Below are 25,128 nucleotides of genomic sequence, written 5' to 3' on the forward strand. Positions count from 1 at the left end.
CTGACTGCACGCGACGACGTTGGAGGACGCCCGCATGGCCATGACGGCTCAGGTCAAGTCGGAGCTCGCGAGCACCACGGTGACGAAGGCGTGCTGCCGCAAGGCGGAGGTCGCCTCGATGCTGCGCTTCGCCGGCGGTCTGCACATCGTGGCGGGTCGCATCGTGGTGGAGGCCGAGCTCGACACCGGCGCCGTCGCGCGGCGTCTGCGCCGCGACATCCAGGAGGTCTACGGGCACGCGAGCGAGATCCTCGTCGTCCAGGGCACCAACCTGCGCAAGGGCACGCACTACGTGGTGCGGGTGGCCAAGGACGGTGAGGCGCTCGCCCGCCAGACCGGCCTCATCGACGCGAGCGGTCGCCCCGTCCGCGGGCTGCCGCCGCAGATCGTCTCCGGTGCGTCGTGCGACTCCGTCGCCGCCTGGCGCGGCACGTTCCTCGCGCACGGCTCGCTCACCGAGCCCGGCCGCTCGTCGGCGCTCGAGGTGAGCTGCCCCGGTCCCGAGGCGGCGCTGGCGCTCGTGGGCGCCGCACGCCGGCTCGGCATCAGCGCCAAGGCGCGTGAGGTGCGCGGTGGCGACCGCGTCGTCATCCGCGACGGCGAGGCCATCGGTGCGCTCCTGACCCGCCTCGGGGCGCACGAGACGCTGCTGGCGTGGGAGGAGCGCCGCATGCGCCGCGAAGTGCGTGCCACCGCCAACCGGCTCGCGAACTTCGACGACGCCAACCTGCGTCGCTCGGCCCGCGCGGCGGTCGCCGCCGGAGCCCGGGCACAGCGCGCGCTGGAGATCCTCGGCGAGGACGTCCCGGACCACCTGCGGATGGCCGGCGACCTGCGCGTCGAGCACCGGCAGGCCAGCCTCGAGGAGCTCGGTGCCCTGCACGAGCCCCCGCTCACGAAGGACGCGATCGCGGGTCGTATCCGCCGCCTCCTGGCCATGGCCGACAAGCGCGCGTCCGACCTCGGCATCCCCGACACCGAGGCGAGCGTCAACGAGGATGCGCTCCCCGAGGCCTGACGCCGACGCCGTCGCGGCCCATCTGCGCAACGCCGGGTGCGTGTTCGCCGACGACGAGGCGCGGCTGCTGCTCGCCGAGCACGAGGCGGGCCGTCCACTCCACGACATGGTCGCCCGACGGGTCGCCGGCGAGCCGCTCGAGCAGGTGCTCGGCTGGGCCGAGCTCGACGGCGTGCGCGTACGGCTGCGGCCGGGCGTCTTCGTGCCGCGGCGCCGCTCCGCCGCCCTCGTCCACGCGGCCCTCGAGGTCGTCGACCGCGAGGCCCGCGCCGTGGTCGTCGACCTGTGCTGCGGGTCGGGGGCCCTGGGGCTCGCGGTCTCCCGCTCGGTGCCCCACCTCGAGCTGCACGCGGCCGACGTCGACCCGACGGCCTGTGCTTGTGCCCGCGACAACCTCGACGGCGTCGGAGAGGTCCACCAAGGAGACCTGCTCGACGCGCTGCCCGCCGACCTGGCCGGGCGTGTGGACCTGCTGCTCGTGAACGCGCCGTACGTGCCGACCGCGGACCTCGCGACGCTGCCGCGCGAGGCCCGCGACCACGAGCCCGTGACCGCGCTCGACGGCGGCGTCGACGGCGTGGTGCTGCACCGGCGCGTCGCAGCAGACGCCGGGGCCTGGGTCCGCCGCGGAGGACGGGTGCTGGTCGAGACCTCCGGACGACAGGCGCCGCTCACCGTCGCCGGCTTCGCCCCGGCCGACTGGCACGTCGACGTGCTCACCGACGACGACCTCGGCGCGACCGTGGTGCGGGCGACTCGCCGGTAGCCGACGCGACTCGATAGGCTGGCGCCCACCACACCCCGACCCCAGTAGGAGCAGGTTTCACCGTGACCGTTCGCGTGGGCATCAACGGCTTCGGCCGCATCGGCCGCAACTTCTTCCGGGCGGCCCGTGCCGCCGGGACCGACATCGAGATCGTCGCCGTCAACGACCTGACGGACAACAAGACGCTCGCGACGCTCCTCAAGTACGACTCGATCCTCGGCCGCCTCGACGCCGACGTGTCCTACGACGACACGTCGATCACCGTCGGCGACCAGAAGATCGCCGCGTTCGCCGAGCGCGACCCCGCGAAGCTCGACTGGGCGTCGGTCGGCGTCGACATCGTCGTCGAGTCCACCGGCTTCTTCACCGACGCCACCAAGGCGAAGGCGCACGTCGACGGCGGCGCCAAGAAGGTCATCATCTCCGCCCCGGCGAAGAACGAGGACATCACCATCGTCATGGGCGTCAACCACGACCTCTACGACGGTGCGCAGCACACGGTCATCTCGAACGCCTCCTGCACCACCAACTGCCTCGCCCCGATGGCCAAGGCGCTCAACGACGCCCTCGGCATCGAGCAGGGCCTCATGACGACGATCCACGCGTACACGCAGGACCAGAACCTGCAGGACGCGCCGCACAGCGACCTGCGTCGCGCCCGCGCCGCCGCGCTCAACATCGTGCCCACCTCCACGGGTGCCGCGAAGGCCGTCAGCCTCGTGCTCCCCGAGCTCAAGGGCAAGCTCGACGGCTACGCGCTGCGCGTGCCCGTGCCCACCGGCTCGGCCACCGACCTCACCTTCACCGCGTCGCGCGAGACGTCGGTCGAGGAGGTCAACGAGATCCTCAAGACGGCCTCCGAGGGTGCGCTCAAGGGCTTCCTCACCTACACCGAGGACCCGATCGTCTCCTCCGACATCGTCACCGACCCGTCGTCGTGCATCTTCGACTCGGGCCTGACGAAGGTCATCGGCGACCAGGTCAAGGTCGTCGGCTGGTACGACAACGAGTGGGGCTACTCCAACCGCCTCGTCGACCTCGTCAAGCACGTCGGCGCCTCTCTCTGACGTGGCGGCCCAGACGATCGACGACCTGCTCGCGAGCCGCGGGGGAGACCTCAGCGGCACGCGGGTGCTGGTCCGCAGCGACCTGAACGTGCCGCTGGACGGCAGCACGATCACCGACGACGGCCGCGTGCGCGCCAGCGTCCCGACCATCCAGAAGCTCGCCGGTGCCGGTGCGCGCGTGCTCGTCACCGCGCACCTCGGCCGGCCGAAGGGTGCGCCGGACCCCGCCTACTCGCTGGAGCCCGTGGCCGAGCGCCTCGCCGAGCTGCTCGGCACGCCCGTGCTGTTCGCCAACGACACCGTCGGCACCGAGGCGCAGCGGATCACCGCGGCGCTGCAGGACGGCCAGGTGGCCGTGCTCGAGAACGTCCGCTTCAACGAGGGCGAGACGAGCAAGGACGACGCCGTCCGCGGCGCGTTCGCCGACGAGCTCGCGGCGCTGGCCGACGTGTTCGTCTCCGACGGGTTCGGGGTCGTGCACCGCAAGCAGGCCAGCGTCTACGACGTCGCCACGCGGCTCCCGGCCGTGGTCGGCGGTCTCGTGCAGGCCGAGGTGGAGGTGCTGGAGCGGCTCACCGAGTCGCCCGAGCGCCCCTACGTCGTCGTGCTGGGCGGGTCGAAGGTCTCCGACAAGCTGGGCGTCATCGACAACCTGATCGAGAAGGCCGACAGCCTGCTCATCGGCGGCGGCATGGTCTTCACGTTCCTCAAGGCGCAGGGCCACGACGTCGGCTCCTCGCTGCTCGAGGCCGACCAGCTCGACGTCGCCCGCGAGTACGTCGAGCGCGCTGCCGCGCGGGGCGTCGACCTCGTGCTCCCGACCGACGTCGTCGTCGCGCCGGAGTTCTCGGCCGACGCCCCGGCCACGGTCGTCGCCGCCGACGCGATGCCCGACGACCAGATGGGCCTCGACATCGGCCCGGAGAGCGCCGAGCGCTTCGCCGAGGTCGTGCGCGGCGCGCGCACCGTCTTCTGGAACGGCCCCATGGGCGTGTTCGAGTTCGAGGCGTTCGCGGCCGGCACGAAGGCCGTCGCGCAGGCGCTCACCGAGGTCGACGGACTGTCGGTCGTCGGCGGGGGCGACTCCGCCGCGGCGGTGCGCCAGCTCGGCTTCACCGACGACCAGTTCGGCCACATCTCCACCGGGGGCGGCGCGAGCCTCGAGTACCTCGAGGGCAAGACCCTGCCCGGCCTGCAGATCCTCGAGAAGGAGTCCTGATGGCACGCACCCCTCTCATGGCGGGCAACTGGAAGTCCAACCTCAACCACCAGGAGGCCGTCGTCCTGGTGCAGAAGCTGGCCTGGACCCTGCAGGACAAGAAGCACGACGCCGCCCGGTCCGAGGTCGTCGTCATCCCGCCCTTCACCGACATCCGCAGCGTGCAGACGCTCGTCGACGGCGATCGGCTGCCCATCCGCTACGGCGCGCAGGACGTGTCCGAGCACGACGGCGGGGCGTACACCGGCGAGGTCACGGCAGCGATGCTCGCCAAGCTCGGCTGCTCCTACGTCGTCGTCGGCCACTCCGAGCGTCGTGAGTACCACGGCGAGACCGACGCGGTGGTGAACGCCAAGGCCACGCGGGCCCTGGCCGCCGACATCACGCCGATCGTCTGCGTGGGCGAGGGGCTGGAGGTCCGCCAGGCCGGCGACCATGTCGCGTACACGCTCGACCAGCTCGACGGCTCGCTCGCCGGGCTGACGCCCGAGCAGGTCGCGGGCCTCGTCGTCGCCTACGAGCCCGTCTGGGCCATCGGCACCGGCGAGGTGGCCACGCCCGAGGACGCGCAGGAGGTGTGTGCGGCCATCCGGTCCCGGATCGCCGAGACCTGCTCTTCCGAGGCGGCGCAGGCGGTGCGTATCCTGTACGGCGGATCGGTGAAGGCGGCCAACATCGCCGCGATCATGGCCAAGTCCGACGTGGACGGCGCCCTGGTCGGCGGTGCGAGCCTCCAGGCGGAGGAGTTCGCCGCCATCGCCCGGTTCTACGACATGCCGGCCCTGCCCTCCTGATGGAAGACCTGAACCTGTGATCATCCTGTTGTCGTCCGTGCTGACGATCTCGAGCCTGCTCATGATCGTCCTGATCCTCATGCACAAGGGACGCGGAGGCGGTCTGTCCGACATGTTCGGCGGCGGCATCTCCAGCTCCCTCGGTGGCTCGTCGGTGGCCGAGCGCAACCTCGACCGCATCACCGTCGGCATCGCCGTCGTGTGGACGGTCTCGGTCATCCTGCTGGGCCTCCTGCTGAAGGTGAGCAACTGACATGGCGGCGGGAGCGATCCGCGGCAGCCGCATCGGCTCGGGGCCGATGGGCGAGGCAGAGCGTGGCGAGGCCGCGCCGCGCAAGGCGGTCACCTACTTCTGCGCCAACGACCACCAGACGGCGCTGAACTTCGCGCTCGAGGCGGAGCCGCCGGAGTCGTGGGACTGCCCGCGCTGCGGCCTCCCGGCCAGCCACGACGCCGAGAACCGTCCGACGGCCCCGAAGACGGAGCCCTACAAGACGCACCTGGCCTACGTGAAGGAGCGTCGCAGCGAGGACGAGGCGCAGGTGATCCTCACCGAGGCGCTCGACTCGCTCCGGTCGCGTCGCAAGTCCGGCGAGATCATCTTCTGACCGTCCCCGCGGTCCGGAACACCATCGCCCTCCACGCCGAGCGTGGAGGGCGGTGTCGTTCCCGCAGCGGGGGTGGTGCTCGGCGTCAGAGCCGGCCGGCGGCGTCCTCGTCGAGGAACCAGAGCGTCTCGTCGCGACCGTGCGCGCCGCGTGCCGGGGTCTCCTCCAGGGAGCCGTCGGCGGCGAGCGCCCGGGCCACCGCGTCGGCCTTGCCGTCGCCGGAGACGAGGAACCAGGTGGCGCGCGTGTGGTTGAGCGCCGGGAAGGTCAGGCTCGTGCGCTCCGGCGGGGGCTTGGGGGAGTCGAAGACCTCCACGCAACGACGCTCCTGCTCGTGCACCTGGGCGAAGCCCGGGAACAGCGACGCGACGTGCCCGTCGGGTCCGACGCCGAGCAGCACGACGTCGAAGGGTTCGTCGGGCAGGGACGCGCCGTACCCGTCGGCCGCCTCGGCCATCGACGTCGAGCAGCCGTGCGCCGGCATGCTGTGCACCTGCGACGCCGGGACAGACAGCCGGTCGAGGAAGCTGTCGCGCGCCTGGCGGTCGTTGCGGTCCTCGTGCCCCTCCGGGACGAAGCGCTCGTCGCCGAACCAGTAGACGACGTCGGACCAGTCGGCGGCCTCGGCGTCGAGCCGCTCGTAGATCGCGATGGCGATCGTGCCGCCGGTGAGCACCACGTGCGGCGTGCGTCCCTCGGCCTGGACGGCTGCGACACGCTCGGCGAGCGCGGCGGCCACGGCCGCCGCGAGGGCGTCGGCGCCGGTATGGACGAGGGTGCGGGCGGCGGGGGCGTCGGGCATCAGGACTCCAGGAGGTGGGTGAGGGTCTCGTGGTAGACGTCGTCGGCGTCGAGGCGGCGCAGGTCCTCGGCGAGCAGCTCTGCCAGCGTGCGCGGGCCGAGCGGGACGTGCCGCGGCGCGGCGCCCGGGATCGAGAACAGACAGGTCTCGGCGTCGATGCGCTCGATGGTGACGTCGCCGGCGTCGGTCTCCAGCACGACGCGGGCGATCTGCTCGCCCTCGCTGCGCCGCTCGGTGATCGGCACCCGCAGCCGCGACTGCAGCCACGCGGTCAGCAGACGCGCCGCCGGGTTGCCCGACCCCGCCTCGACGCTGCCGCGGTGCACGGTGCCCGTGGCCTGGTCGAGGGCGGCGGCCAGCAGGGCACGCCACGGCGTGAGGCGCGTCCACGACAGGTCGGTGTCGCCCGGGCTGTAGTGCCGCGCCGTCGCCTTGAGCGTCCGGACCGGGGAGTCCGACGCCTCGGCGTCGGTGAGCCGGCGCTGCGCGAGCCGGCCGATCGGGTCCTGCGACGGGTCCGTCGGCGGCTTGCCCGGCCACCACACCACGACGGGGGAGTCGGGCAGCAGCAGGGGGAGCACGACCGACTCCGCGTGCTTGGTGAGCGGTCCGGAGAGCCGCAGCAGGATGGACTCGCCGGCGGCGTTCTCGCCCACCCGCACCGTCGCGTCGACCCGCGGGTGACCGCGACCGTCGCCGAGCACGATGCCGATCACGCGCGACGGGTGCTCGCGCGAGAGCGCCGCCGCCGTGCGCAGCGACTCGCCGACCGTCTCGTCGTCGGTGACGACGAGCGCCGTCAGCACCATGTCCATGGCGGGGCTGCCGGAGTCGACCCGGGCCCGGACGAGGGCGCGGGCGATCTGCGGCGACGTCGTGTTCTCGAGGTTGATCTGCATCAGGGACGCCTCCAGGTGCGACCGTCGCGCTCCATCATGGCGTCGGCGGTGGGCGGACCCCACGTGCCCGACGTGTAGGTGTCGATGCTCTTCTCCCGCTGCCAGTGCGCAATGACCGGGTCGAGGATCTTCCAGGAGAGCTCGACCTCCTCCTGCTGCGGGAAGAGCGGCGGGTCGCCTAGGAGCACGTCGAGGATGAGCCGCTCGTACGCCTCCGGGCTGCTCTCGACGAACGCCCCGCCGTAGGCGAAGTCCATGAGCACGTCGCGGATCTCCATCGTCGTGCCAGGGACCTTCGCGCCGAAGCGCAGCGTGACGCCCTCGTCGGGCTGGATCCGCATGACCAGCGCGTTGCGGCCCAGCTCCTCGATGTCGTTCTTGCTGAACGGCTGGTGCGGCGCCGCCTTGAAGACCACGGCCACCTCGGTGACGCGCCGACCCAGCCGCTTGCCGGTGCGCAGGTAGAACGGCACGCCCGCCCACCGCCGCGTGGCGATGTCGATCTTGATGGCCGCGTACGTCTCGGTGCGCGAGCCCTCCGGGATGCCCTGCTCCTCGAGGTAGCCGACCACGTGCTCGCCGCCCGCCCAGCCGGCGGTGTACTGGGCCTGCGCCGTGTGCTGGGCCATCGGGGTGGCGGGCCGCGCGTTCGCGAGGATCTTCTGCTTCTCCAGCCGCAGGCTCTCGGCGTTGAAGGAGACCGGCTCCTCCATCGCGATGAGCGCCATCAGCTGCAGCAGGTGGTTCTGGATCACGTCGCGCGCCGCACCGATGCCGTCGTAGTAGCCCGCGCGGGTGCCGATGCCGATGTCCTCGGCCATGGTGATCTGGACGTGGTCGACGTAGTGGCTGTTCCACAGCGGCTCGAACATGCCGTTGGCGAAGCGCAGCGCCAGGATGTTCTGGACCGTCTCCTTGCCGAGGTAGTGGTCGATGCGGAACACGCTCTCGCGCGGGAAGACCTCCGAGACGAGCGTGTTGAGCTCCCGGGCCGACGCGAGGTCGTGCCCGAAGGGCTTCTCGATGACGACGCGGCGCCAGCCGCCGGACTGGTCGGCGAGCCCGTGCTCCTTGATCTTGCCGACGACCACGGGGAACAGGCCGGGCGGGATCGACAGGTAGAAGGCGTGGTTGCCGCCCGTGCCCTGCTGCTCGTCGAGCTCGGCCATCGTCGCGGCCAGCTGCAGCCACGCGGCGTCGTCGTCGAAGGAGCCCGGCACGAAACGGATGCCCGCCTCGAGCTGGCTCCAGACGGTCTCGCGCCACGGCGTGCGCGCCCCGGCCTGCGCGGCGGCCTTCAGCATCTCCGAGAACGACTGGTCGCCGAAGTCCTGCCGGGCGAAGCCGACGAGCGCGAAGCCCGGCGGGAGCAGGCCGCGGTTGGCGAGGTCGTAGATGGCCGGGATCAGCTTCTTGCGCGCCAGGTCGCCCGTGACGCCGAACATGACCACGCTGCACGGGCCCGCGATGCGCGGCAGGCGCCGGTCGCGGACGTCGCGCAGCGGGTTGCTCTGCATCGCCACGGCTCAGCGCAGGACCTGCGCGTCGCCGGCCGCCTGGGAGGCGATGAACTCCCCGAACGTGAAGTCGCGACCGGGGACCGCGAGGTCCTCGTGCGGGTCGCTCGTCAGCTGGAGGAACACGCCCGTCGCCGGGCCGCCCTTGTGGTACTGGCCCGTGGAGTGCAGGAACCGCGGCCCCCACCCGAACGTGACGGGGCGCCCGGTCCGGCGGGCGAGCTGCTCGCGCAGCCCCGCGTAGGCGCTGAGGTCCCAGCGGTCCAGGTAGGCCTGGACGGCGAGGTACCCGTGCTCGTCGTCGACCTGCGCGAGGAGCTGCTCCACGGCGTCGGCGAGGCTGGAGGCGTCGGTGCCGAACGCGGAGACCGGTCCCTCGACCAGGTCGGCGCCCGGCTCGTCGTCACCGCCGCCGCTGAGCTTGTCGCGAGCGGCCTGCTTGGCGCTCTCGACGTCGGGCTGGTCGAACGGGTTGATGCCGATCAGGGCGCCCGCGACGCTCACGGCCACCTCCCACAACAGCATCTGCGCTCCGAGGCCGCCGGTGACGCCCGCGGCCCAGCCGGACGTGCTCGTCGGGGTGTCCGAGGAGCCGGAGACGGCCAGGAAGGAGTCGGGCGTGCTCGGCTCGACGTTCACCGCGTGGCTGCTCTCGACCACGACGGGCAGGATGCCGTGGCCGATCTTGCCCGTCGACTCGGCGACGAGCTGCTCGATCCAGTCGCCGACGCCCCAGGCCACGGCCGTGCCGGCGTCGTGGTCGAGGAGCACCAGCTTGTCGACGGAGGAGCGGTTGGCGACGCCGAGCGCGGCCCCGAGGCGCAGCGCCGGGTTGGCGGCGTCGTCGGCGAACAGCGTCGCCGTGGCGTCGGCGGCCTCGTCGAGCAGACCGCCGATGTCGGCACCGGCGAGACCGCTCGGCACCAGGCCGAACGCGGTGAGCGCGGAGTAGCGACCACCGACCTCGGGGTCGGCGTGGAACACGCGGTACCCGGCCTGCGTCGCCTGCTCGTCGAGCGGCGAGCCGGGGTCGGTGACGACCACGAGGTGGTCGGCAGGGGAGAGCCCCGCCTCGGTGAAGGCGTGCTCGTAGGCGCGACGCTGGCTGTCGGTCTCGACGGTGCCGCCGGACTTGCTCGACACGACCACGACCGTGCGCTCGAGGCGGTCGGCGATCGCCGTCCGCACCATGTCGGGCTGGGAGGAGTCGAGCACGGTCAGCTCGACGCCGGCAGCGGCGCAGATGACCTCGGGGGCCAGCGACGAGCCGCCCATCCCGCAGAGGACGACGTGGTCGAGACCGCGCTCGTGCAGCTCGGCACGCAGCGCCTCGACCTCGGCGACGAGCGGTCGCGACGACTCCGCGAGCGTCGTCCAGGACAACCGCTTGGCCGCCTCGGACTCCGCGTCGGGACCCCACAGGGTGGCGTCGTGGGCGTGCAGCCGCGAGGCGAAGCGGTCGGCGACGAGCTCCGCGAGCGCGGCGTCGAGGGCGGCCTGGTCGGCGACGGTGAGCGTGACGTCCGGTGCCGCCATGGCTCAGGCCTTCTCGAGCTCGGAGCGGACGCTGTCGAGCAGCTCGGCCCAGGAGGCGTCGAACTTCTCGAGGCCCTCCTTCTCGAGCTTGGCCACGACCTCGTCGTAGCCGATGCCCTTCGCCTCGAGGTCGGCGATGACCTGGCGGGACTCGTCGTAGCGGCCGGTGACCCGGTCGCCCTCGACCTCGCCGTGGTCGGCGAAGGCCTGCAGCGTCTTCTCCGGCATCGTGTTGACGGTGTCGGCGACCACGAGCTCGGTCACGTAGAGCGTGTCGGGGTAGGCAGGGTCCTTCACGCCGGTGGACGCCCACAGCGGCCGCTGGGGGCGGGCGCCGCGCTCGCGCAGCGAGCCGAAGCGCTCGGAGCCGAAGACCTCCTCGAAGGCCTCGTACGCGAGCCGCGCGTTCGCGATGGCCGCCTTGCCGCGCAGGGGGTCACCCTCCTCGAGCCGGCCGTCGACCTCGCTGTCGACGCGGCTCACGAAGAACGACGCCACCGAGTGGATGGCCGAGAGGTCGCGACCGGCCTCGGCGGCGCGCTCGAGACCCTCGACGTAGGCGTCCATGACGGCGCGGTAGCGCTCGAGGGAGAAGATCAGCGTGACGTTGACGCTGATGCCCTCGGCGATCGCGTCGGCGATGGCCGGGAGGCCCTCGACGGTCGCGGGGATCTTGATGAGCAGGTTCGGCCGGTCGACCGTCTCCCACAGCCGCTTCGCGATCGTGGTAGTGCGGGCGGTGTCACGGGCCGCGCCCGGGTCGACCTCGATCGAGACGCGGCCGTCGACGCCGTCGGTGCGGTCGTGGACGGGTCGCAGCACGTCGCACGCCTCGCGCACGTCGGTGGTCGTGAGGGCGAAGACCGTCTCGTCGACGTCGGCACCGGCGGCCTTCAGCTCGGCCACCTGGGCGGCGTAGCGGTCGCCGTCGGAGAGCGCGGAGGCGAAGATCGTCGGGTTCGTGGTGACGCCCACGACGCCGCCCTCGGTGACGAGCTCGGCGAGGTTGCCGGACTCGATGCGCTCGCGGGACAGGTCGTCCAGCCAGATGGAGACCCCGGCGTCGGCCAGGGCCTGCAGTCGCTCGTTCATGGTGCTCCTCCTGCCGCCGTCCGGCGGCGTGATGGTCGGGGTGGGACCCGCGCCGGCGGCGCAGGCCCCGTTGCTGTGCGCGCTCAGTGCTGGTCGGGCAGGACCGGACCGCTCGGGCGTGCGTGGAACGGTGCCTCCGCGGCTCCGACCGCGTCGATCGAGGCGCGGGCGGCGTCGGCGACGGCGCCGGGCGTGATGCCGAACTCCTGGTAGAGCCGCTGGAAGTCGGCCGAGGCACCGAAGTGCTCGATCCCGACGACCTGGCCGGCGTCGCCGACCACGTCGCGCCAGCCGAAGGACACGCCGGCCTCGACGACGACGCGGGCACGGACGGACGGCGGGATCACGCTGTCGCGGTACCCGCTGTCCTGCTGCTCGAACCACTCGCGCGACGGCATCGACACGACACGGGCCGCGATGCCGTCGGCGGCGAGCGCCTCACGGGCCTGGACCGCGATCTCGACCTCGCTGCCGGTGCCGACCAGGACGACGTCGGGGGTGACGACCTGGCCGTCGCGACGGGCCTCGAGCAGCACGTAGGCGCCCTTGGCCGTGTCGGCGGCGTCGCCCCAGGTCTCGCCGTCGACCTCGCCGCGCGGGTAGGTGCGCAGGTTCTGCCGGCTCAGGGCCAGCGCGACCGGACGGTCGTGGATGCCGAGCAGCGTCTGCCACGCGGCGACCGTCTCGTTCGCGTCGGCGGGCCGCACGACGTCGAGGCCGGGAATGGCGCGCAGCGCCGCGAGGTGCTCGATCGGCTGGTGCGTCGGGCCGTCCTCGCCGAGGCCGATGGAGTCGTGGGTCCAGACGTAGGTGACGGGCAGCTGCTGCAGCGCGGCGAGGCGCACCGCGGGGCGCATGTAGTCGCTGAACACGAGGAACGTGCCGCCGTACGGCCGGGTCGGGCCGTGCAGCGCGATGCCGTTGAGGATCGCGCCCATGGCGTGCTCGCGGATGCCGAAGTGCAGCACGCGGCCGTACCAGTCGCCCTGGAACTTCTTGGTCGACCACTCCGGCGGGATGAACGACGGCTCGCCCTTGGGGGTCGTGTTGTTCGACCCGGCGAGGTCGGCGGAGCCGCCCCACAGCTCGGGCAGGACGGGGGCAAGCGCGGTGAGCACGTCGCCGGAGGCGGCGCGCGTGGCGACGCCCTTGTCGCTGGCCTCGAACGTCGGCAGCGCGTCGGTCCAGCCCTCGGGCAGCTCGTGCGCCTGGAGACGGTCGAGCAGGGCCGCGCGCTCGGGCTGGGCGGACCGCCAGGCGTCGTAGGTCTCCTGCCAGGCGGCGTGCGCCTCGGCGCCACGCTCGCGGGCCGCGTGCGTGTGCGCGATGACCTCGTCGGCGACCGCGAACGTCTGCTCGGGGTCGAAGCCGAGGAGCTCCTTGGTGGCCGCGATCTCGTCGCCGCCCAGCGCCGAGCCGTGCGAGGCGCCGGTGTTCTGCGCCGACGGGGCGGGCCAGGCGATGATCGAGCGCAGCACGATGAGGCTCGGCTTGTCGGTGACCTGCTCGGCGGCCTGGTAGGCGTCCCACAGCGCGGGGACGTCCTCGCGGTACTCGCCGCCGCCGTGCGTCCAGTCGACCGTCTGCACGTGCCAGCCGTACGCCTCGTAGCGGGCCGCGACGTCCTCGGTGAACGCGACGTCGGTGTTGTCCTCGATCGAGATCTTGTTGTCGTCGTACAGGACCGTCAGGTTGCCGAGCTTCTGGTGGCCGGCGAGCGAGGACGCCTCGGCCGACACGCCCTCCTGCACGTCGCCGTCGGAGCAGATGACGTAGACGTGGTGGTCGAACGGGCTCTCGCCGGCGCCGGTCTCGGGGTCGAGGATGCCGCGCTCGCGGCGGGCGGCCATGGCCATGCCGACGCCGTTGGCGATGCCCTGGCCGAGCGGGCCGGTGGTGACCTCGACGCCGGGGGTGTGCCCGTGCTCGGGGTGGCCCGGCGTCTGGCTGCCCCACGTGCGCAGGCTCTTGAGGTCCTCGAGCGTCATCGGGTAGCCGGCGAGGTAGAGCTGCACGTACTGCGTGAGGCTCGAGTGGCCGCACGACAGGACGAAGCGGTCGCGACCGATCCACGACGGGTCGTTCGGGTCGTGCCGCATGAGCTTCTGGTAGAGCAGGTAGGCCGCCGGCGCGAGGCTCATGGCGGTGCCGGGGTGGCCGTTGCCGACCTTCTCGACGGCGTCGGCAGCGAGCAGACGCGCGGTGTCGACCGCCTTGGCGTCGAGCTCGGTCCAGTCCAGGGTTGCAGAGGTGCTGGTCACGGTGCTGGTCGCTCCTGGGTCGTGGGGAAATTCTGGGGAGGGACGTGGTGGAGCCCTCGGTTCGACCCTATCGCCGAGCGTCTAGACTCTGCCAGGTGAGTGCACTTCGGTCGAGCAGCCGCAACGACCCCTCGTCGACCCCGGCGGAGGACGCTGGCGCGGACACCCGCGTGGTGACGTCCAGCCAGGTCCGTCGCAGCGGTCCGGTCGACGTGCTCAACGCCTACGTGGCGCTGATGAAGCCGCGCATCATCGAGCTGCTGCTCCTCACCACGGTGCCGGTCATGTTCCTCGCCGCGCGCGACGTGCCGTCGTTCTGGCTGATCGTCGCGACCGTGGTCGGCGGAACCCTCTCCGCGGGCAGCGCCAACGCGCTCAACTGCGTGTTCGACGCCGACATCGACCAGAAGATGCGGCGCACGTCGCGTCGACCGCTGCCGCGCCACGGTGTCTCCACCGCGGGTGCGCTCTGGTTCGGCCTGGCTCTCGCCGTCGTCTCGACCCTGTGGCTCGGCCTGCTGGTCAACTGGCTCTCGGCCGGGCTCGCGCTCGCCGCCAACGTCTTCTACGTCGTCGGCTACACGATGCTGCTGAAGCGCCGCACGCCGCAGAACATCGTGTGGGGCGGGGCGGCCGGCTGCTTCCCGGCGCTCATCGGCTGGACCGCCGTCACGAACGAGCTGGCCTGGCCGCCCGTCGTGCTCTTCCTCGTCGTCTTCTTCTGGACCCCGCCGCACTTCTGGTCCCTCGGCCTGCGCTACCGCGACGACTATTCGGCCGCCGGCGTGCCGATGCTGCCGTCGGTGGCCAGCGCCGCCACGGTGTCGCGCCAGATCGTCGTCTACTCGTGGGTCATGGTCGCCACGTCGCTCGCGCTCTGGCCGGTCGCCGGCATGGGCTGGTTCTACACGGGTGTCGCGATCCTGCTGGGCATCGTCTTCCTCGTCGAGGCCTACGACCTGCGCTCGCGCGCCAAGGACACCGAGGAGCTGTCGGTCATCAAGCCGATGCGGCTCTTCCACTTCTCCAACGCCTACCTCGCGCTGCTGTTCGTCGCTGCGGCGGTCGACCCGTTCCTGCGCTGAGCATCGAGCGGCTCGGCCCGGACGACTGGCGGCGGTTCCGCGCCGTCCGCCACGCCGCGCTGCGCAGCGACCCTGACGCGTTCGCCGCGTCGGCGCACCGCTGGCTCGACGACCTCGACGTCGAGCCGCGCTGGCGGGAGCGGCTCGAGGCGGTCGCCACCTACGTGGCCTGCCTCGACGGGACCGACGTCGGTACCGCGGGCGTGAGCGGGGACCACGAGCTGCTCGGCATGTGGGTGGCGCGCGCCGCGCGGGGCACCGGCGTGGCGGACCGCCTCGTCGAGGCTGTGGCTCGGCACGCCGCTACCGGGGCGCCGCTGCACCTGCGCGTGATGGCCGGCAACGCCGTGGGCCTGCGCTTCTACACGCGCTGCGGCTTCGTCCTCACCGGTCCGGAGCCCGACGCCGAGGGCTGCCTCACCATGACCCGCCCCCGCTGACCGTGACCCCGCTGACCGTGACGATGTGGCCCCTGAACGTTCCGGATCGGGGCCACATCGTCACGGTCAGTGCTGGAGCTGGGGCTCGCGCACGTGGGTACGGGTGAGCACCACGAGCCGGGTGCCGACCGACACGAGCACCGCGGCACCGACGAGGTGCACCGCGACCAGCGCGATCGGCAGGTCCGTGAAGTACTGCACGAAGCCGATGACGCCCTGCGCCAGCTCGGCGACGAGCAGCAGCGTGGCCGCGCGGACGGCGAGCGGGCTGGTGCCGCTGCGACGCAGCACGAGGATGGTCGCGATCGTCAGGGCGACGAGGAGGTAGACGCCCCACGCGTGCACGTGGCTCCACAGACGCGGGTCGAGCCCGTTGCGGGGTGCGTTCACGTCGCCGGCGTGCGGCCCGCTCCCGGTGACGACCGTGCCCAGGTAGACGACGACCCAGAGCGTCGCGTACGTGGCCAGCACGAGACGGCGGGCGAGCACCGGCACGTCGTCGGCGACGTCGCCCCGCACGCGCAGGAGCAGCCAGGTGGAGCCCGCCACCAGGAAGAGCGACAGCACGAGGTGCAGCGCGACGATCCAGGGGTTGAGGTCGGTCAGGACGGTGATGCCGCCGATGACGCCCTGGAACGGGATGCCGACGGCCAGCACGACCGCGAGCCGACGCAGGCCGCGACCCTCGGACCAGCGCCACACCGCGACGACCGTGCCGATCGCGATGGCGATGAGCACGTAGGTGAGCAGCCGGTTGCCGAACTCGATCAGGCCGTGCAGGCCCAGGGCGCGGTGCGGCACGAACGACTCGTCGGTGCAGCGCGGCCAGGTGGGGCACCCGAGCCCGGAGGCGGTGAGGCGCACCAGCCCGCCGGTCAGGATGATGACCGTGTTGGCGACGAGGCTGGCCCACGCCCAGCGCTCGACGACGTCGCGGGTGGGGGTCCGGAGACCGAGCGTCATTCCCATCGGAACGTCCTTGCGGTCAGGGCGGTGCCGACGGCCGCCCAGGCCGCGAGCACCACGAGGGGGAGCAGGTCGACGGTGCCGGCGTCGAACGCCGTGCGCAGGCCCTCGCCGAGCGCGCCGGACGGCAGCAGCTGCAGCAGTCCCTGCGCTCCGTCGGGGTAGCGCGAGAGCGGCACGATGAGTCCGCCGCCGACCAGGAGGAGCACGTACACCAGGTTCGCGACGGCGAGCGTGGCCTCCGCGCGCAGCGTGCCCGCGATGAGCAGCCCGAGCGAGCCGAACGCGGCGGTGCCGAGCACGGCGAGCACCACGAGCCACAGCCACGGCGCCACGCCACCGGCGGGCGACCAGCCGAGCGCGAGCGCCACCGAGGCGAGCAGCACCAGCTGCACGACCTCGACGACGACCACCGCGGCGACCTTGCCGACGAGCAGGCCCCAGCGCGGCAGCGGCGACGCGCCCAGCCGCTTGAGCACCCCGTAGCGACGCTCGAAGCCGGTGGCGATCGCCAGCGACGTGAACGACGTGGAGAGCACGGCCAGTCCGAGTACGCCGGGCGTGACGATGTCGATCGGACGACCGGCGCCGAGGTCGACGACCTTGCCCGAGCGGGTGCCGGCCACGAGGAGCAGGAGGGGGACGACGAGCGTGATGAGGAGCTGCTCGCCGTTGCGGGCGAGCAGGCGCAGCTCCATGCGGGCCTGCGCGGCCAGCATGGCCGGGGTGCGGGCCGCGCCAGGACGCGGCGAGAGGTCGAGGCTCATCGCAGGGCCCGTCCGGTGAGGTCGAGGAACCGGTCCTCGAGCGTCTGCTTCTCCACGAGCACCGACTCCGCGAGCACGCCCTGGCCGGCGAACCAGGCGGTCAGCGTGGCGAGGAGGCCGGGGTCGACCGTGCCGACGACGACGTACTGCCCGGCGGCCGTCTCCCGCACCTTGGTGTCGGCGGGCAGCGCGGTCATGAGCGCGTCGAGGTCGAGCCCGGGCCGGGCAGCGAACCGGACCGTGTTCTCCGCGCCGGAGCGCACGAGGTCGGCGGGGGAGCCGCTGGCGATGACGCGCCCGGCGTCGACGATGTGCACGACGTCGCTGAGCGTCTCGGCCTCGTCCATGAAGTGCGTCGTGAGGACCACCGTGACGCCGCTGGCGCGCAGCTCGTCGAGCAGGTCCCACGTGGCGCGCCGTGCCTGCGGGTCGAGCCCGGCGGTCGGCTCGTCGAGGAAGACGAGCTCCGGGCGACCGACGACGGCCATCGCCAGGCCGAGCCGCTGCTGCTGGCCGCCGGAGAGACGACGGTAGGCGGTGCGGCCGCACGACCCGAGCCCGAGACGCTCGACGAGGGCGTCGACGTCGAGCGGGTGGGCATGCAGCGACGCCACGTGGCGCAGCATCTCGTGCGCCCGCACGCCAGACCACGCGCCACCGGCCTGCAGCATCACGCCCACGCGGGGTCGCAGCGCCGCCGCGTCGCGCACCGGGTCGAGGCCGAGCACGCGGACCGAGCCCGACGTCGCGCGTCGGAAGCCCTCGCAGGTCTCGACGGTGCTGGTCTTGCCGGCACCGTTGGGACCGAGCACCGACGTGACCGTGCCGGTGCCGACCGTGAGCGTGAGCCCGTCGACCGCGGTGACGTCGCCGTAGCGGACGACGAGGTCGTGGATCTCGACGGCGGCGCCGACGGTGCCGTCGACGGGAGGGTGCTTCACCCCGTCAGTCTAGAGATCGTCGCCCGGCGGGTGGTCCGGGGCACCGTAGCCTGGTGCGATGGACCTGCCCGTCATGCCGCCGCTGCAGCCCATGCTCGCCAAGTCGGTCAAGGGGGTGCCCGCCGCCGACGCGGTCGACGGCGGCTACCTGTTCGAGCCGAAGTGGGACGGGTTCCGTGCCGTCGTCTTTCGCGACGGCGACGAGGTGGAGATCGCGAGCCGGTCCACCAAGCCCCTGACCCGCTACTTCCCCGACGTCGTCGCGGCGGTGCTGGCCCAGCTGCCGCAGCGCTGCGTCGTGGACGGCGAGATCGTCACGGCCGTCGGCGACCGGCTCGACTTCGACACGCTGTCGCAGCGCATCCACCCGGCAGCGTCGCGGGTGGCCATGCTCGCGGAGGAGACGCCCGCGAGCCTCGTCGTGTTCGACCTGCTGGCGCTCGACGGCACGTCGTACCTGGACGCGCCGCTGCACGAGCGCCGTGCCGTGCTCGAGGCGGCCCTCGCGGACGTCGAGGCGCCGGTCCACCTCACGCGCACGACGCGGGACAGCGCCGAGGCCGGACGCTGGTTCGAGCAGTTCGAGGGGGCGGGTCTCGACGGGGTCGTGGCGAAGCGGCTCGACGCCCCCTACACCCCGAACGGCCGCACCATGCTCAAGGTCAAGCACGCGCGCACGGCCGACGTCGTGGTGGCCGGGTACCGGCTGCACAAGACGTCGACGCCCGAGCAGCCGCTGCTCGGGTCGATGCTGCTGGGGCTGTACACCGACGACGGACGCCTGCAGCACGTCGGCGTCTGCGCCTCGTTCACCGCGACGCGCCGGGCCGAGCTGGCGGCCGAGCTCGCGCCCCTGCGCGCGGAGCTGTCGGAGCACCCGTGGGGTGCCTGGCAGACCACGCAGGCGCACGAGGACGGCCGGCTGCCGGGCGGGCAGAGCCGCTGGACCGGCACGAAGGACCTCTCGTTCGTGCCGCTGCGCCCGGAGCGCGTGGTCGAGGTCGGCTACGAGCACATGGAGGGCCGCGGCGAGGAGGGCCGGTTCCGCCACACCGCGCAGTTCAAGCGCTGGCGCCCCGACCGGGAGCCGACGTCGTGCACGTACGCCCAGCTCGAGGAGGTCGTGTCCTACGACCTCGGCGACGTGCTCGCCTAGCGGCGCGGACCGTCGCCGAGCCGTCTCAGCTGCTCCAGCAGCGCCTCGGACGGCAGGAGCTCGTCGCCCGCGATCAGGTCGTCGCGCACCTCGGTCGGCAGCGTCTCGACGCCGTCCTCGCCGAGGTGGCGCACCTCGTCGTGCAGCGCCTCCATCCGGGCGTCGAGGGCGTGCGCGGAGTCGGCGGCGTCGCAGAGGCGCTCGGCGAGGTCGTCGGGGACGGCACCGCGGTACTTGTAGTGGATCTTGTGCTCGAGGCTGGCCCAGAAGTCCATGGCGATGGTGCGCAGCTGCACCTCGACCGTGACCGGGACCGGCCCGTCCGACAGGTACACGGGCACCTCGAGCAGCAGGTGCAGGCTGCGGTAGCCGTTGGCCTTGGGCGAGGCGATGTAGTCGCGGACGTCGAGGACGGTCAGGTCGTCCTGCGACGTGAGCAGCTCGTGCACGCGGTAGACGTCGGAGACGAAGCTGCACGTGACGCGCACGCCGGCGATGTCGGTGATGGTCTCGCGGATCGACTCGAAGGTGGGCAGCGTGCCCTTGCGGCCCATCTTCTCCGCGAGGCTGTCGGGCGACTTGAGCCGCGACGCGATGTGCTCGATGGGGTTCGTGTCGTGCATGAGCGCGAACTCGTCGCGCAGGATCGTCAGCTTGGTGACGACCTCCTCCATCGCGAACCGGTGCCGGAGCATGAAGCGGGTGAAGTCCTGTCGCAGCGCCTTGGGGTCGTCGAGGTGCAGGACCTCGTCGCCCTGCCCCAGCGCCTCCTTGCTCGTCAGCTCCACGCGGTCAGCCTACGACGGGCGGTCGACGCGTGACGGGTCGTGCGCGAGGCGGTCTCGTCCCGGCGCGGTGTCGGTACGGCGCCCTACGGTGGCCCCGTGGGCGTGATGGACGAGGCGGAGCAGGTGGCTCCCGGGTCGCTGACGGCGTGGCACGACTGGTTGCGGGGGCACCACGGCGACGCACGGGGCGTGTGGCTGGAGATGTCGGCCCGCGTCGCCGAGGGCGACGATGCGCTGTCGTACGAGAACGCGGTCTGCGAGGCCCTCTGCTGGGGCTGGATCGACGGACGGGTCCGTGGCGCGGCCGACGGCCGGGGCGCCGCGATCTGGATGTCGCCCCGCCGGCGGGGGAGCGCGTGGGCGGCGTCGAACCGCGCCCGCGTGGCCCGGTTGGTCGAGGAGGGGCGGATGCGTCAGCCCGGCCAGGCCGTGGTCGACGCCGCGCGGGCCGACGGCTCCTGGACCGTCCTCGTCGGACCCGAGCAGGGCGAGGAGCCGGACGCACTGCGCGCCGGCCTCGACGCCGACCCCGCCGCCCGCGCGTTCTGGGACGCCCTCCCGCCGAGCGCCCGCCTCTTCGCGCTCACCCAGCTGGCCGCGGCCAAGCGGGAGCCGACCCGCCTGTCCCGCATCGAGAAGCTGCTCGCCCAGTGCCGCGCCGGTGAGCGGCCCGACCGCTGACGCATCGCTGGACGGTCGCCCCCGCGGGCGGTGGATCGTCCACCTTCTCAGCGTCCAGACGGTGGAGAGCTCACCGCCCGGGGGAGGCGGTGTCGGGCGGTGGATCGTCCACCGTCCCAGCGCCGAGAGGGTGGAGAACTCACCGCGCCGGGGAGGCGGCGTCGAGCGGTGGATCGTCCACCGTCCCAGCGCGCCCGGACCTCAGCCCTGCTTGTTGCGTGTGTCCTTGCTGGGCTGCACGCGCTTCGGCTCACCCGGCATCTTCGGGTACTCCGGCGGGTACGGCAGGTCGCCGAGGCCGCGCTCGAGGTCGGCGCGCCAGAGGTCGAGCAGCGGCTCGAGCGACTGGGGCTCGTCGTCGATGTCGGCCCAGGCGTCGCCGCCGCGCTCCGCGAGGAGGTCGGGGATCGTGCGCAGCGTGAAGGCCATCGGGTCGTCGACGTCGGCGAGCTCGTCCCACCGCAGGGGGAACGACGCGGGCGCGCCCTGCTTCGGGCGCAGGCTGTAGGCCGACGCGATGGTGCGGTCGCGGGCGTTCTGGTTGACGTCGACGAAGATCCGGTCGCCGCGCTCCTCCTTCCACCAGGCCGTGGTCACGCGGTCGCTGCGTCGCTCGAGCTCGCGGCCGAGACCGATGGCGGCGTGCCGGACGTCGGTGAAGGTCCACCGCGGCTCGACCCGGACGTACACGTGCACGCCGTTCTTCCCGCTGGTCTTCACGTGGCCGCGCAGGCCGAGGTCGCCGAGCAGCTCCCTCACGGTGCCGGCCTCCCGGACGGCGTCGACGAACCCGGTGTCGCCGTGCGGGTCGAGGTCGATCCGCAGCTCGTCGGGCCGGTCCAGGTCCGCTCGCCGGGCCGGGCCGGGGTGGAAGGTGATGGTGCCCATCTGCGCGGCCCACGCCACGACGGCGACGTGGTCGGGGCAGAGCTCCTCGGCGGTGCGTCCGGTGGGGAAGTGCACCCGCACCGACCGCGCCCAGTCGGGCATGCCGCGCATGACCCGCTTCTGGTAGAACGCGTCGCCCTGCGGGCCGCGCCCGTGCGTGGCCTCACGGGCCGTGAGCGTCATGCCGGGCTGCACGCCCTTCGGCCACCGCTCGAGCGCGGTGGGGCGGTCGCGCAGGGCACGGACGATGCCGTCGCCGACCGCGACGTAGTACTCGACCACCTCGAGCTTCGTGACCTCCGGGCCGTGCTCGGACGCCGGGTAGATCACGCGGTCGGCGCTGGAGACCTTCACCTCGCGTCCGCCCGCGTCGACGACGACCGCCGCAGTCTTGCCTGCCATGACGGCAGCCTAGGCCCGACGCGGCGGAGGTGCCGGGCCGTGGGCTGCAGGGGGCGGCGTGGGTGAGGGTTGCCTTCTTTGAACGACCGGAATCAATAACGGCACACTGGTGTTGTGAAATACATGCGCGCCGAGGAGATGGAGTCGACCACCGTCGACGACGCCCCCACGCGCGAGCGCGTGGCGACGTCGATCCTGGAGCACGGTCCGTCGACCGCAGCCGACCTCGCCCAGCGGCTGGGCCTCACGCCCGCCGCCGTGCGACGTCACCTCGAGCAGCTGCTGGCCGACGGCGTCCTCGCCCAGCGCCAGCCGCGCTCCACGGCGCGTCGCGGTCGCGGCCGACCCGCCAAGGTCTTCGTCATCACCGACGCCGGCCGCGACACCTTCGCGCACTCCTACGACGACCTCGCCGCCGACGCCCTCCGCTTCCTCGCGGAGACCGCGGGCGACGACGCGGTCGCCGCGTTCGCAGCCCGACGCCTGCGCGCCCTCACCGAGAAGTACCGCCCGCTCGTGGAGGCCGCACCCGTCGAGGAGCGTCCTCGGGTGCTCGCCGACGCGCTGAGCGCCGACGGGTTCGCGGCCTCGGCCGGCACGACGCCGGCCGGTGCGCAGATCTGCCAGCACCACTGCCCGGTCGCGCACGTCGCGGCCGAGTTCCCCCAGCTGTGCGAGGCCGAGACGGCGATGTTCGCCGACCTGCTCGGCTCCCACGTCCAGCGCCTCGCGACGATCGCCCACGGCGACGGCGTGTGCACGACCCACCTGCCCCATCCCACGACCCAAGCCACAGGTCCCACCACAGAGAGGGTGTCGTCATGACGACCAACTCGATCGAAGAGCTCAACCCCGGGCTCAAGGACGTCGGCCGCTACGAGTTCGGCTGGTCCGACGCGAACGACGCGGGTGCCAACGCCCAGCGCGGCCTCAACGAGGAGATCGTCCGCGACATCTCCGCGAAGAAGAGCGAGCCGCAGTGGATGCTCGACCTGCGCCTGAAGGGTCTGCGGCTCTTCGACCGCAAGCCGCTGCCCACGTGGGGCGCCGGCCTCGAGGACATCGACTTCGACAACATCAAGTACTTCGTGCGCTCCTCGGAGAAGCAGGCCGCCTCGTGGGAGGACCTGCCCGAGGACATCAAGAACACCTACGACCGTCTGGGCATCCCCGAGGCGGAGAAGCAGCGTCTCGTCGCCGGCGTCGCCGCGCAGTACGAGTCCGAGGTCGTCTACCACTCGATCCGTGAGGACCTCGAGGAGAAGGGCGTCCTCTTCCTCGACACCGACACGGCGCTCAAGGAGCACCCGGAGATCTTCGAGGAGTACTTCGGCACCGTCATCCCCGTCGGTGACAACAAGTTCTCCGCGCTGAACACGGCGGTGTGGTCCGGCGGCTCGTTCATCTACGTGCCCAAGGGCGTCCACGTCGACATCCCGCTGCAGGCCTACTTCCGCATCAACACCGAGAACATGGGCCAGTTCGAGCGGACGCTGATCATCGCCGACGAGGACTCCTACGTCCACTACGTCGAGGGCTGCACGGCGCCGATCTACTCCAGCGACTCGCTGCACTCCGCGGTCGTCGAGATCATCGTCAAGAAGAACGCCCGCGTCCGGTACACGACGATCCAGAACTGGTCGAACAACGTGTACAACCTGGTTACCAAGCGTGCGACGTGCGAGGCCGGCGCGACCATGGAGTGGGTCGACGGCAACATCGGCTCGAAGGTCACCATGAAGTACCCGGCCGTCTACCTGATGGGCGAGCACGCCCGCGGCGAGACGCTGTCGATCGCCTTCGCTGGCGAGGGCCAGCACCAGGACGCCGGCGCCAAGATGGTGCACGCCGCCCCCCACACGTCGAGCTCGATCCTGAGCAAGTCGGTGGCCCGCGGTGGCGGTCGCACCTCCTACCGTGGCCTGCTGCAGGTCATGGAGGGCGCGTACGGCTCGGCCAGCACGGTCAAGTGCGACGCGCTGCTCGTCGACCAGGTCAGCCGGTCCGACACGTACCCCTACGTCGACGTCCGCGAGGACGACGTGACGCTCGGCCACGAGGCCACGGTCTCGAAGGTCAGCGACGACCAGCTCTTCTACTTCATGCAGCGCGGCATGGAGGAGGACGAGGCCATGGCGATGATCGTCCGCGGGTTCGTCGAGCCCATCGCGCGCGAGCTCCCGATGGAGTACGCGCTCGAGCTGAACCGCCTCATCGAGCTGCAGATGGAAGGAGCCGTCGGCTGATGACCCTCGTCGACACCGACCGCACGGTCGAGAACATCGGTCAGGCCCTGGAGCTCGACCACGTCGAGTCCCACCTGCACCCCGAGCCGTCCTACGACGTCGCGGCGCACCCGGTGCCCACGGGCCTGGAGGAGATCTGGCGCTTCACGCCGCTGAAGCGGCTGCGGGGCCTGCTCGACGGCACCCCCTCCGACGCGCACCTCACGTGGGAGCAGCAGCTGCCCGAGGGCGTCACGCTCACGCAGGTCAGCACGGCCGAGGCGCAGGCCCTGGCCGTCAACGCCCCCTTCGACCGGCTCGGCGCGCTCGCCGTGGCCAACGCCGGGGGAGCGGTGCTGCTCGACGTGCCCGCCAACCTCGAGCTCAGCGAGCCCGTGCGGCTGACGCTGACGGGTGACTCCGTCGACTCGACCGTCTGGGGCCACGTCGTGGTCCGCGTCGGCACCCACGCGAGGGCCACCGTGGTCGTCGACCACGCCGGCAGCGCGACGTACGACGCGTTCACCCAGGTCGTCGTCGGCGACGGCGCCTCGCTCGACCTCGTCACGGTCAACGACTGGGCCGACGACGCCGTGCACGCCGGCCAGTACAACGTGCGTGTCGGTCGCGACGCGTCGGTCCGCGCGTTCGAGGTCAGCCTCGGCGGCGACCTCGTCCGCACGAACGTCAACGTCGACTACGCCGGTCCGGGCGGCAGCGCCGAGCTGCTCGGCGTCTACTTCGCCGACGCCGGCCAGCACATCGAGCACCGCCAGTTCGTCGACCACACGGCACCGCGCACGAAGAGCAACGTCGAGTACAAGGGCGCGCTGCAGGGCCAGGACGCGCACACCGTCTGGGTCGGCAACGTGCTGATCCGCAAGGTCGCCGAGGGCATCGAGACGTTCGAGCAGAACGACAACCTCGTGCTCACCGACGGCGCGAAGGCCGACTCGGTGCCGAACCTGGAGATCGAGACCGGCGACATCGCCGGTGCCGGCCACGCCAGCACCACCGGCCGCTTCGACGACAACCACCTGTTCTACCTGCAGAGCCGGGGCATCGAGGAGGCCGAGGCGCGTCGTCTCGTCGTGCACGGCTTCTTCAACGACATCATCCGTCGGATCGGCGTGCCTGAGCTGCAGGCGCGGCTCGTCGAGGCGATCGAGTCCGAGCTGGCCGGTGCCGACCTGAGCAAGGTCGGCTGAGC

General features: G+C 72.3%; 25 protein-coding genes. 14 read left to right on the plus strand and 11 right to left on the minus strand.

Going from position 1 to position 25,128, the window contains the following annotated elements; all coding sequences use genetic code 11:
- The first annotated feature begins 34 nt into the window (after positions 1-34).
- From whiA to A6Q81_RS05205, 7 genes are all read left to right on the plus strand, one after another.
- Entirely contained in the window at positions 35-1,018 is a 984-nt protein-coding gene (gene whiA, locus A6Q81_RS05175; protein WP_067857702.1) for a DNA-binding protein WhiA, read from the plus strand.
- The gene (locus tag A6Q81_RS05180; protein ID WP_286689754.1) at positions 999-1,784 is read left to right on the plus strand and encodes a putative protein N(5)-glutamine methyltransferase; all 786 of its coding nucleotides are present in this window, start codon (positions 999-1,001) and stop codon (positions 1,782-1,784) included. The genes whiA and A6Q81_RS05180 overlap by 20 nt, the downstream gene beginning before the upstream one ends.
- Before the next feature lie 62 nt (positions 1,785-1,846).
- Entirely contained in the window at positions 1,847-2,851 is a 1,005-nt protein-coding gene (gap, locus tag A6Q81_RS05185; protein ID WP_067857696.1) for a type I glyceraldehyde-3-phosphate dehydrogenase, read from the plus strand.
- A 1-nt stretch (position 2,852) separates the two neighbouring features.
- Positions 2,853-4,070, plus strand: a complete 1,218-nt coding sequence (locus A6Q81_RS05190) for a phosphoglycerate kinase (RefSeq protein ID WP_067857693.1) — start codon at positions 2,853-2,855, stop codon at positions 4,068-4,070.
- Positions 4,070-4,864 carry a triose-phosphate isomerase gene (gene tpiA / locus A6Q81_RS05195; protein WP_067857689.1) on the plus strand — a complete coding sequence of 265 codons (795 nt, stop codon included), beginning with the start codon at positions 4,070-4,072 and terminating at the stop codon, positions 4,862-4,864. The genes A6Q81_RS05190 and tpiA overlap by 1 nt, the downstream gene beginning before the upstream one ends.
- Positions 4,865-4,880: 16 nt before the next feature.
- Complete coding sequence (gene secG / locus A6Q81_RS05200; protein WP_067857686.1) at positions 4,881-5,117, plus strand: preprotein translocase subunit SecG; 237 nt, start codon at positions 4,881-4,883, stop codon at positions 5,115-5,117.
- Between the two features lies 1 nt (position 5,118).
- Positions 5,119-5,472 (plus strand): RNA polymerase-binding protein RbpA, encoded by a 354-nt coding sequence (locus tag A6Q81_RS05205; protein WP_067857684.1) that lies wholly within the window; start codon positions 5,119-5,121, stop codon positions 5,470-5,472.
- A gap of 85 nt (positions 5,473-5,557) precedes the next feature.
- Here the strand turns inward: A6Q81_RS05205 and pgl are convergent, their stop codons facing one another.
- From pgl to tkt, 6 genes are all read right to left on the minus strand, one after another.
- Complete coding sequence (pgl, locus tag A6Q81_RS05210) at positions 5,558-6,274, minus strand: 6-phosphogluconolactonase (RefSeq protein ID WP_067857681.1); 717 nt, start codon at positions 6,272-6,274, stop codon at positions 5,558-5,560.
- Entirely contained in the window at positions 6,274-7,173 is a 900-nt protein-coding gene (locus A6Q81_RS05215) for a glucose-6-phosphate dehydrogenase assembly protein OpcA (protein ID WP_286689755.1), read from the minus strand. Before A6Q81_RS05215 ends, pgl begins: the two co-directional genes overlap by 1 nt.
- Positions 7,173-8,690, minus strand: a complete 1,518-nt coding sequence (gene zwf / locus A6Q81_RS05220) for a glucose-6-phosphate dehydrogenase (RefSeq protein WP_286689756.1) — start codon at positions 8,688-8,690, stop codon at positions 7,173-7,175. Before zwf ends, A6Q81_RS05215 begins: the two co-directional genes overlap by 1 nt.
- Positions 8,691-8,699: 9 nt before the next feature.
- Entirely contained in the window at positions 8,700-10,226 is a 1,527-nt protein-coding gene (locus tag A6Q81_RS05225; RefSeq protein ID WP_286689757.1) for a phosphoglucose isomerase-related protein, read from the minus strand.
- 3 nt (positions 10,227-10,229) lie between these two features.
- Positions 10,230-11,318: a transaldolase gene (gene tal, locus A6Q81_RS05230; protein ID WP_286689758.1), complete on the minus strand. Its 1,089-nt coding sequence runs from the start codon at positions 11,316-11,318 to the stop codon at positions 10,230-10,232.
- Between the two features lie 83 nt (positions 11,319-11,401).
- The gene (tkt, locus tag A6Q81_RS05235) at positions 11,402-13,579 is read right to left on the minus strand and encodes a transketolase (protein WP_286689759.1); all 2,178 of its coding nucleotides are present in this window, start codon (positions 13,577-13,579) and stop codon (positions 11,402-11,404) included.
- 47 nt (positions 13,580-13,626) lie between these two features.
- Between tkt and A6Q81_RS05240 the strand changes: the two genes are divergently transcribed.
- Complete coding sequence (locus A6Q81_RS05240) at positions 13,627-14,664, plus strand: heme o synthase (RefSeq protein WP_417864619.1); 1,038 nt, start codon at positions 13,627-13,629, stop codon at positions 14,662-14,664.
- 59 nt (positions 14,665-14,723) lie between these two features.
- A complete protein-coding gene (locus A6Q81_RS05245; RefSeq protein ID WP_286689769.1) occupies positions 14,724-15,104 on the plus strand; it encodes a GNAT family N-acetyltransferase in 381 nt (126 codons plus the stop codon).
- A gap of 66 nt (positions 15,105-15,170) precedes the next feature.
- Here the strand turns inward: A6Q81_RS05245 and A6Q81_RS05250 are convergent, their stop codons facing one another.
- Genes A6Q81_RS05250 through A6Q81_RS05260 form a run of 3 tightly spaced genes read right to left on the minus strand, consistent with a single transcriptional unit; the run spans position 15,171 to position 17,778 of the window.
- On the minus strand, positions 15,171-16,067 hold the full coding sequence (locus A6Q81_RS05250) for a COX15/CtaA family protein (protein WP_286689760.1): 897 nt from the start codon (positions 16,065-16,067) through the stop codon (positions 15,171-15,173).
- A complete protein-coding gene (locus tag A6Q81_RS05255) occupies positions 16,064-16,837 on the minus strand; it encodes an ABC transporter permease (RefSeq protein ID WP_286689761.1) in 774 nt (257 codons plus the stop codon). Before A6Q81_RS05255 ends, A6Q81_RS05250 begins: the two co-directional genes overlap by 4 nt.
- Entirely contained in the window at positions 16,834-17,778 is a 945-nt protein-coding gene (locus A6Q81_RS05260; RefSeq protein ID WP_067857654.1) for an ABC transporter ATP-binding protein, read from the minus strand. Before A6Q81_RS05260 ends, A6Q81_RS05255 begins: the two co-directional genes overlap by 4 nt.
- A 58-nt stretch (positions 17,779-17,836) precedes the next feature.
- Here A6Q81_RS05260 and A6Q81_RS05265 point away from each other — a divergent pair, with 58 nt between their 5' ends.
- Positions 17,837-18,934: an ATP-dependent DNA ligase gene (locus A6Q81_RS05265; protein WP_286689762.1), complete on the plus strand. Its 1,098-nt coding sequence runs from the start codon at positions 17,837-17,839 to the stop codon at positions 18,932-18,934.
- Here the strand turns inward: A6Q81_RS05265 and A6Q81_RS05270 are convergent.
- The gene (locus tag A6Q81_RS05270) at positions 18,931-19,722 is read right to left on the minus strand and encodes a GTP pyrophosphokinase (RefSeq protein WP_236749705.1); all 792 of its coding nucleotides are present in this window, start codon (positions 19,720-19,722) and stop codon (positions 18,931-18,933) included. The two genes, A6Q81_RS05265 and A6Q81_RS05270, sit on opposite strands and share 4 nt — an antisense overlap.
- 105 nt (positions 19,723-19,827) lie before the next feature.
- Between A6Q81_RS05270 and A6Q81_RS05275 the strand changes: the two genes are divergently transcribed.
- Positions 19,828-20,403 carry a YdeI/OmpD-associated family protein gene (locus A6Q81_RS05275; RefSeq protein ID WP_286689770.1) on the plus strand — a complete coding sequence of 192 codons (576 nt, stop codon included), beginning with the start codon at positions 19,828-19,830 and terminating at the stop codon, positions 20,401-20,403.
- A gap of 201 nt (positions 20,404-20,604) precedes the next feature.
- Here the strand turns inward: A6Q81_RS05275 and A6Q81_RS05280 are convergent, their stop codons facing one another.
- Positions 20,605-21,693, minus strand: coding sequence for a DNA polymerase domain-containing protein (locus tag A6Q81_RS05280; RefSeq protein ID WP_067857646.1), 1,089 nt, complete (start codon positions 21,691-21,693; stop codon positions 20,605-20,607).
- Between the two features lie 123 nt (positions 21,694-21,816).
- Here A6Q81_RS05280 and A6Q81_RS05285 point away from each other — a divergent pair, with 123 nt between their 5' ends.
- From A6Q81_RS05285 to sufD, 3 genes are read left to right on the plus strand one after another with little or no spacing between them, the layout of a single operon-like run.
- On the plus strand, positions 21,817-22,518 hold the full coding sequence (locus A6Q81_RS05285) for a helix-turn-helix transcriptional regulator (RefSeq protein WP_067857643.1): 702 nt from the start codon (positions 21,817-21,819) through the stop codon (positions 22,516-22,518).
- Positions 22,515-23,939 (plus strand): Fe-S cluster assembly protein SufB, encoded by a 1,425-nt coding sequence (gene sufB, locus A6Q81_RS05290; protein ID WP_067857641.1) that lies wholly within the window; start codon positions 22,515-22,517, stop codon positions 23,937-23,939. Before A6Q81_RS05285 ends, sufB begins: the two co-directional genes overlap by 4 nt.
- Positions 23,939-25,126 (plus strand): Fe-S cluster assembly protein SufD, encoded by a 1,188-nt coding sequence (gene sufD, locus A6Q81_RS05295; protein WP_286689763.1) that lies wholly within the window; start codon positions 23,939-23,941, stop codon positions 25,124-25,126. Before sufB ends, sufD begins: the two co-directional genes overlap by 1 nt.
- The last annotated feature ends 2 nt before the right edge of the window (positions 25,127-25,128 follow it).

The organism is Aeromicrobium sp. REDSEA-S38_B2, assembly GCF_001628525.1.
GTDB lineage: Bacteria > Actinomycetota > Actinomycetes > Propionibacteriales > Nocardioidaceae > Aeromicrobium > Aeromicrobium erythreum.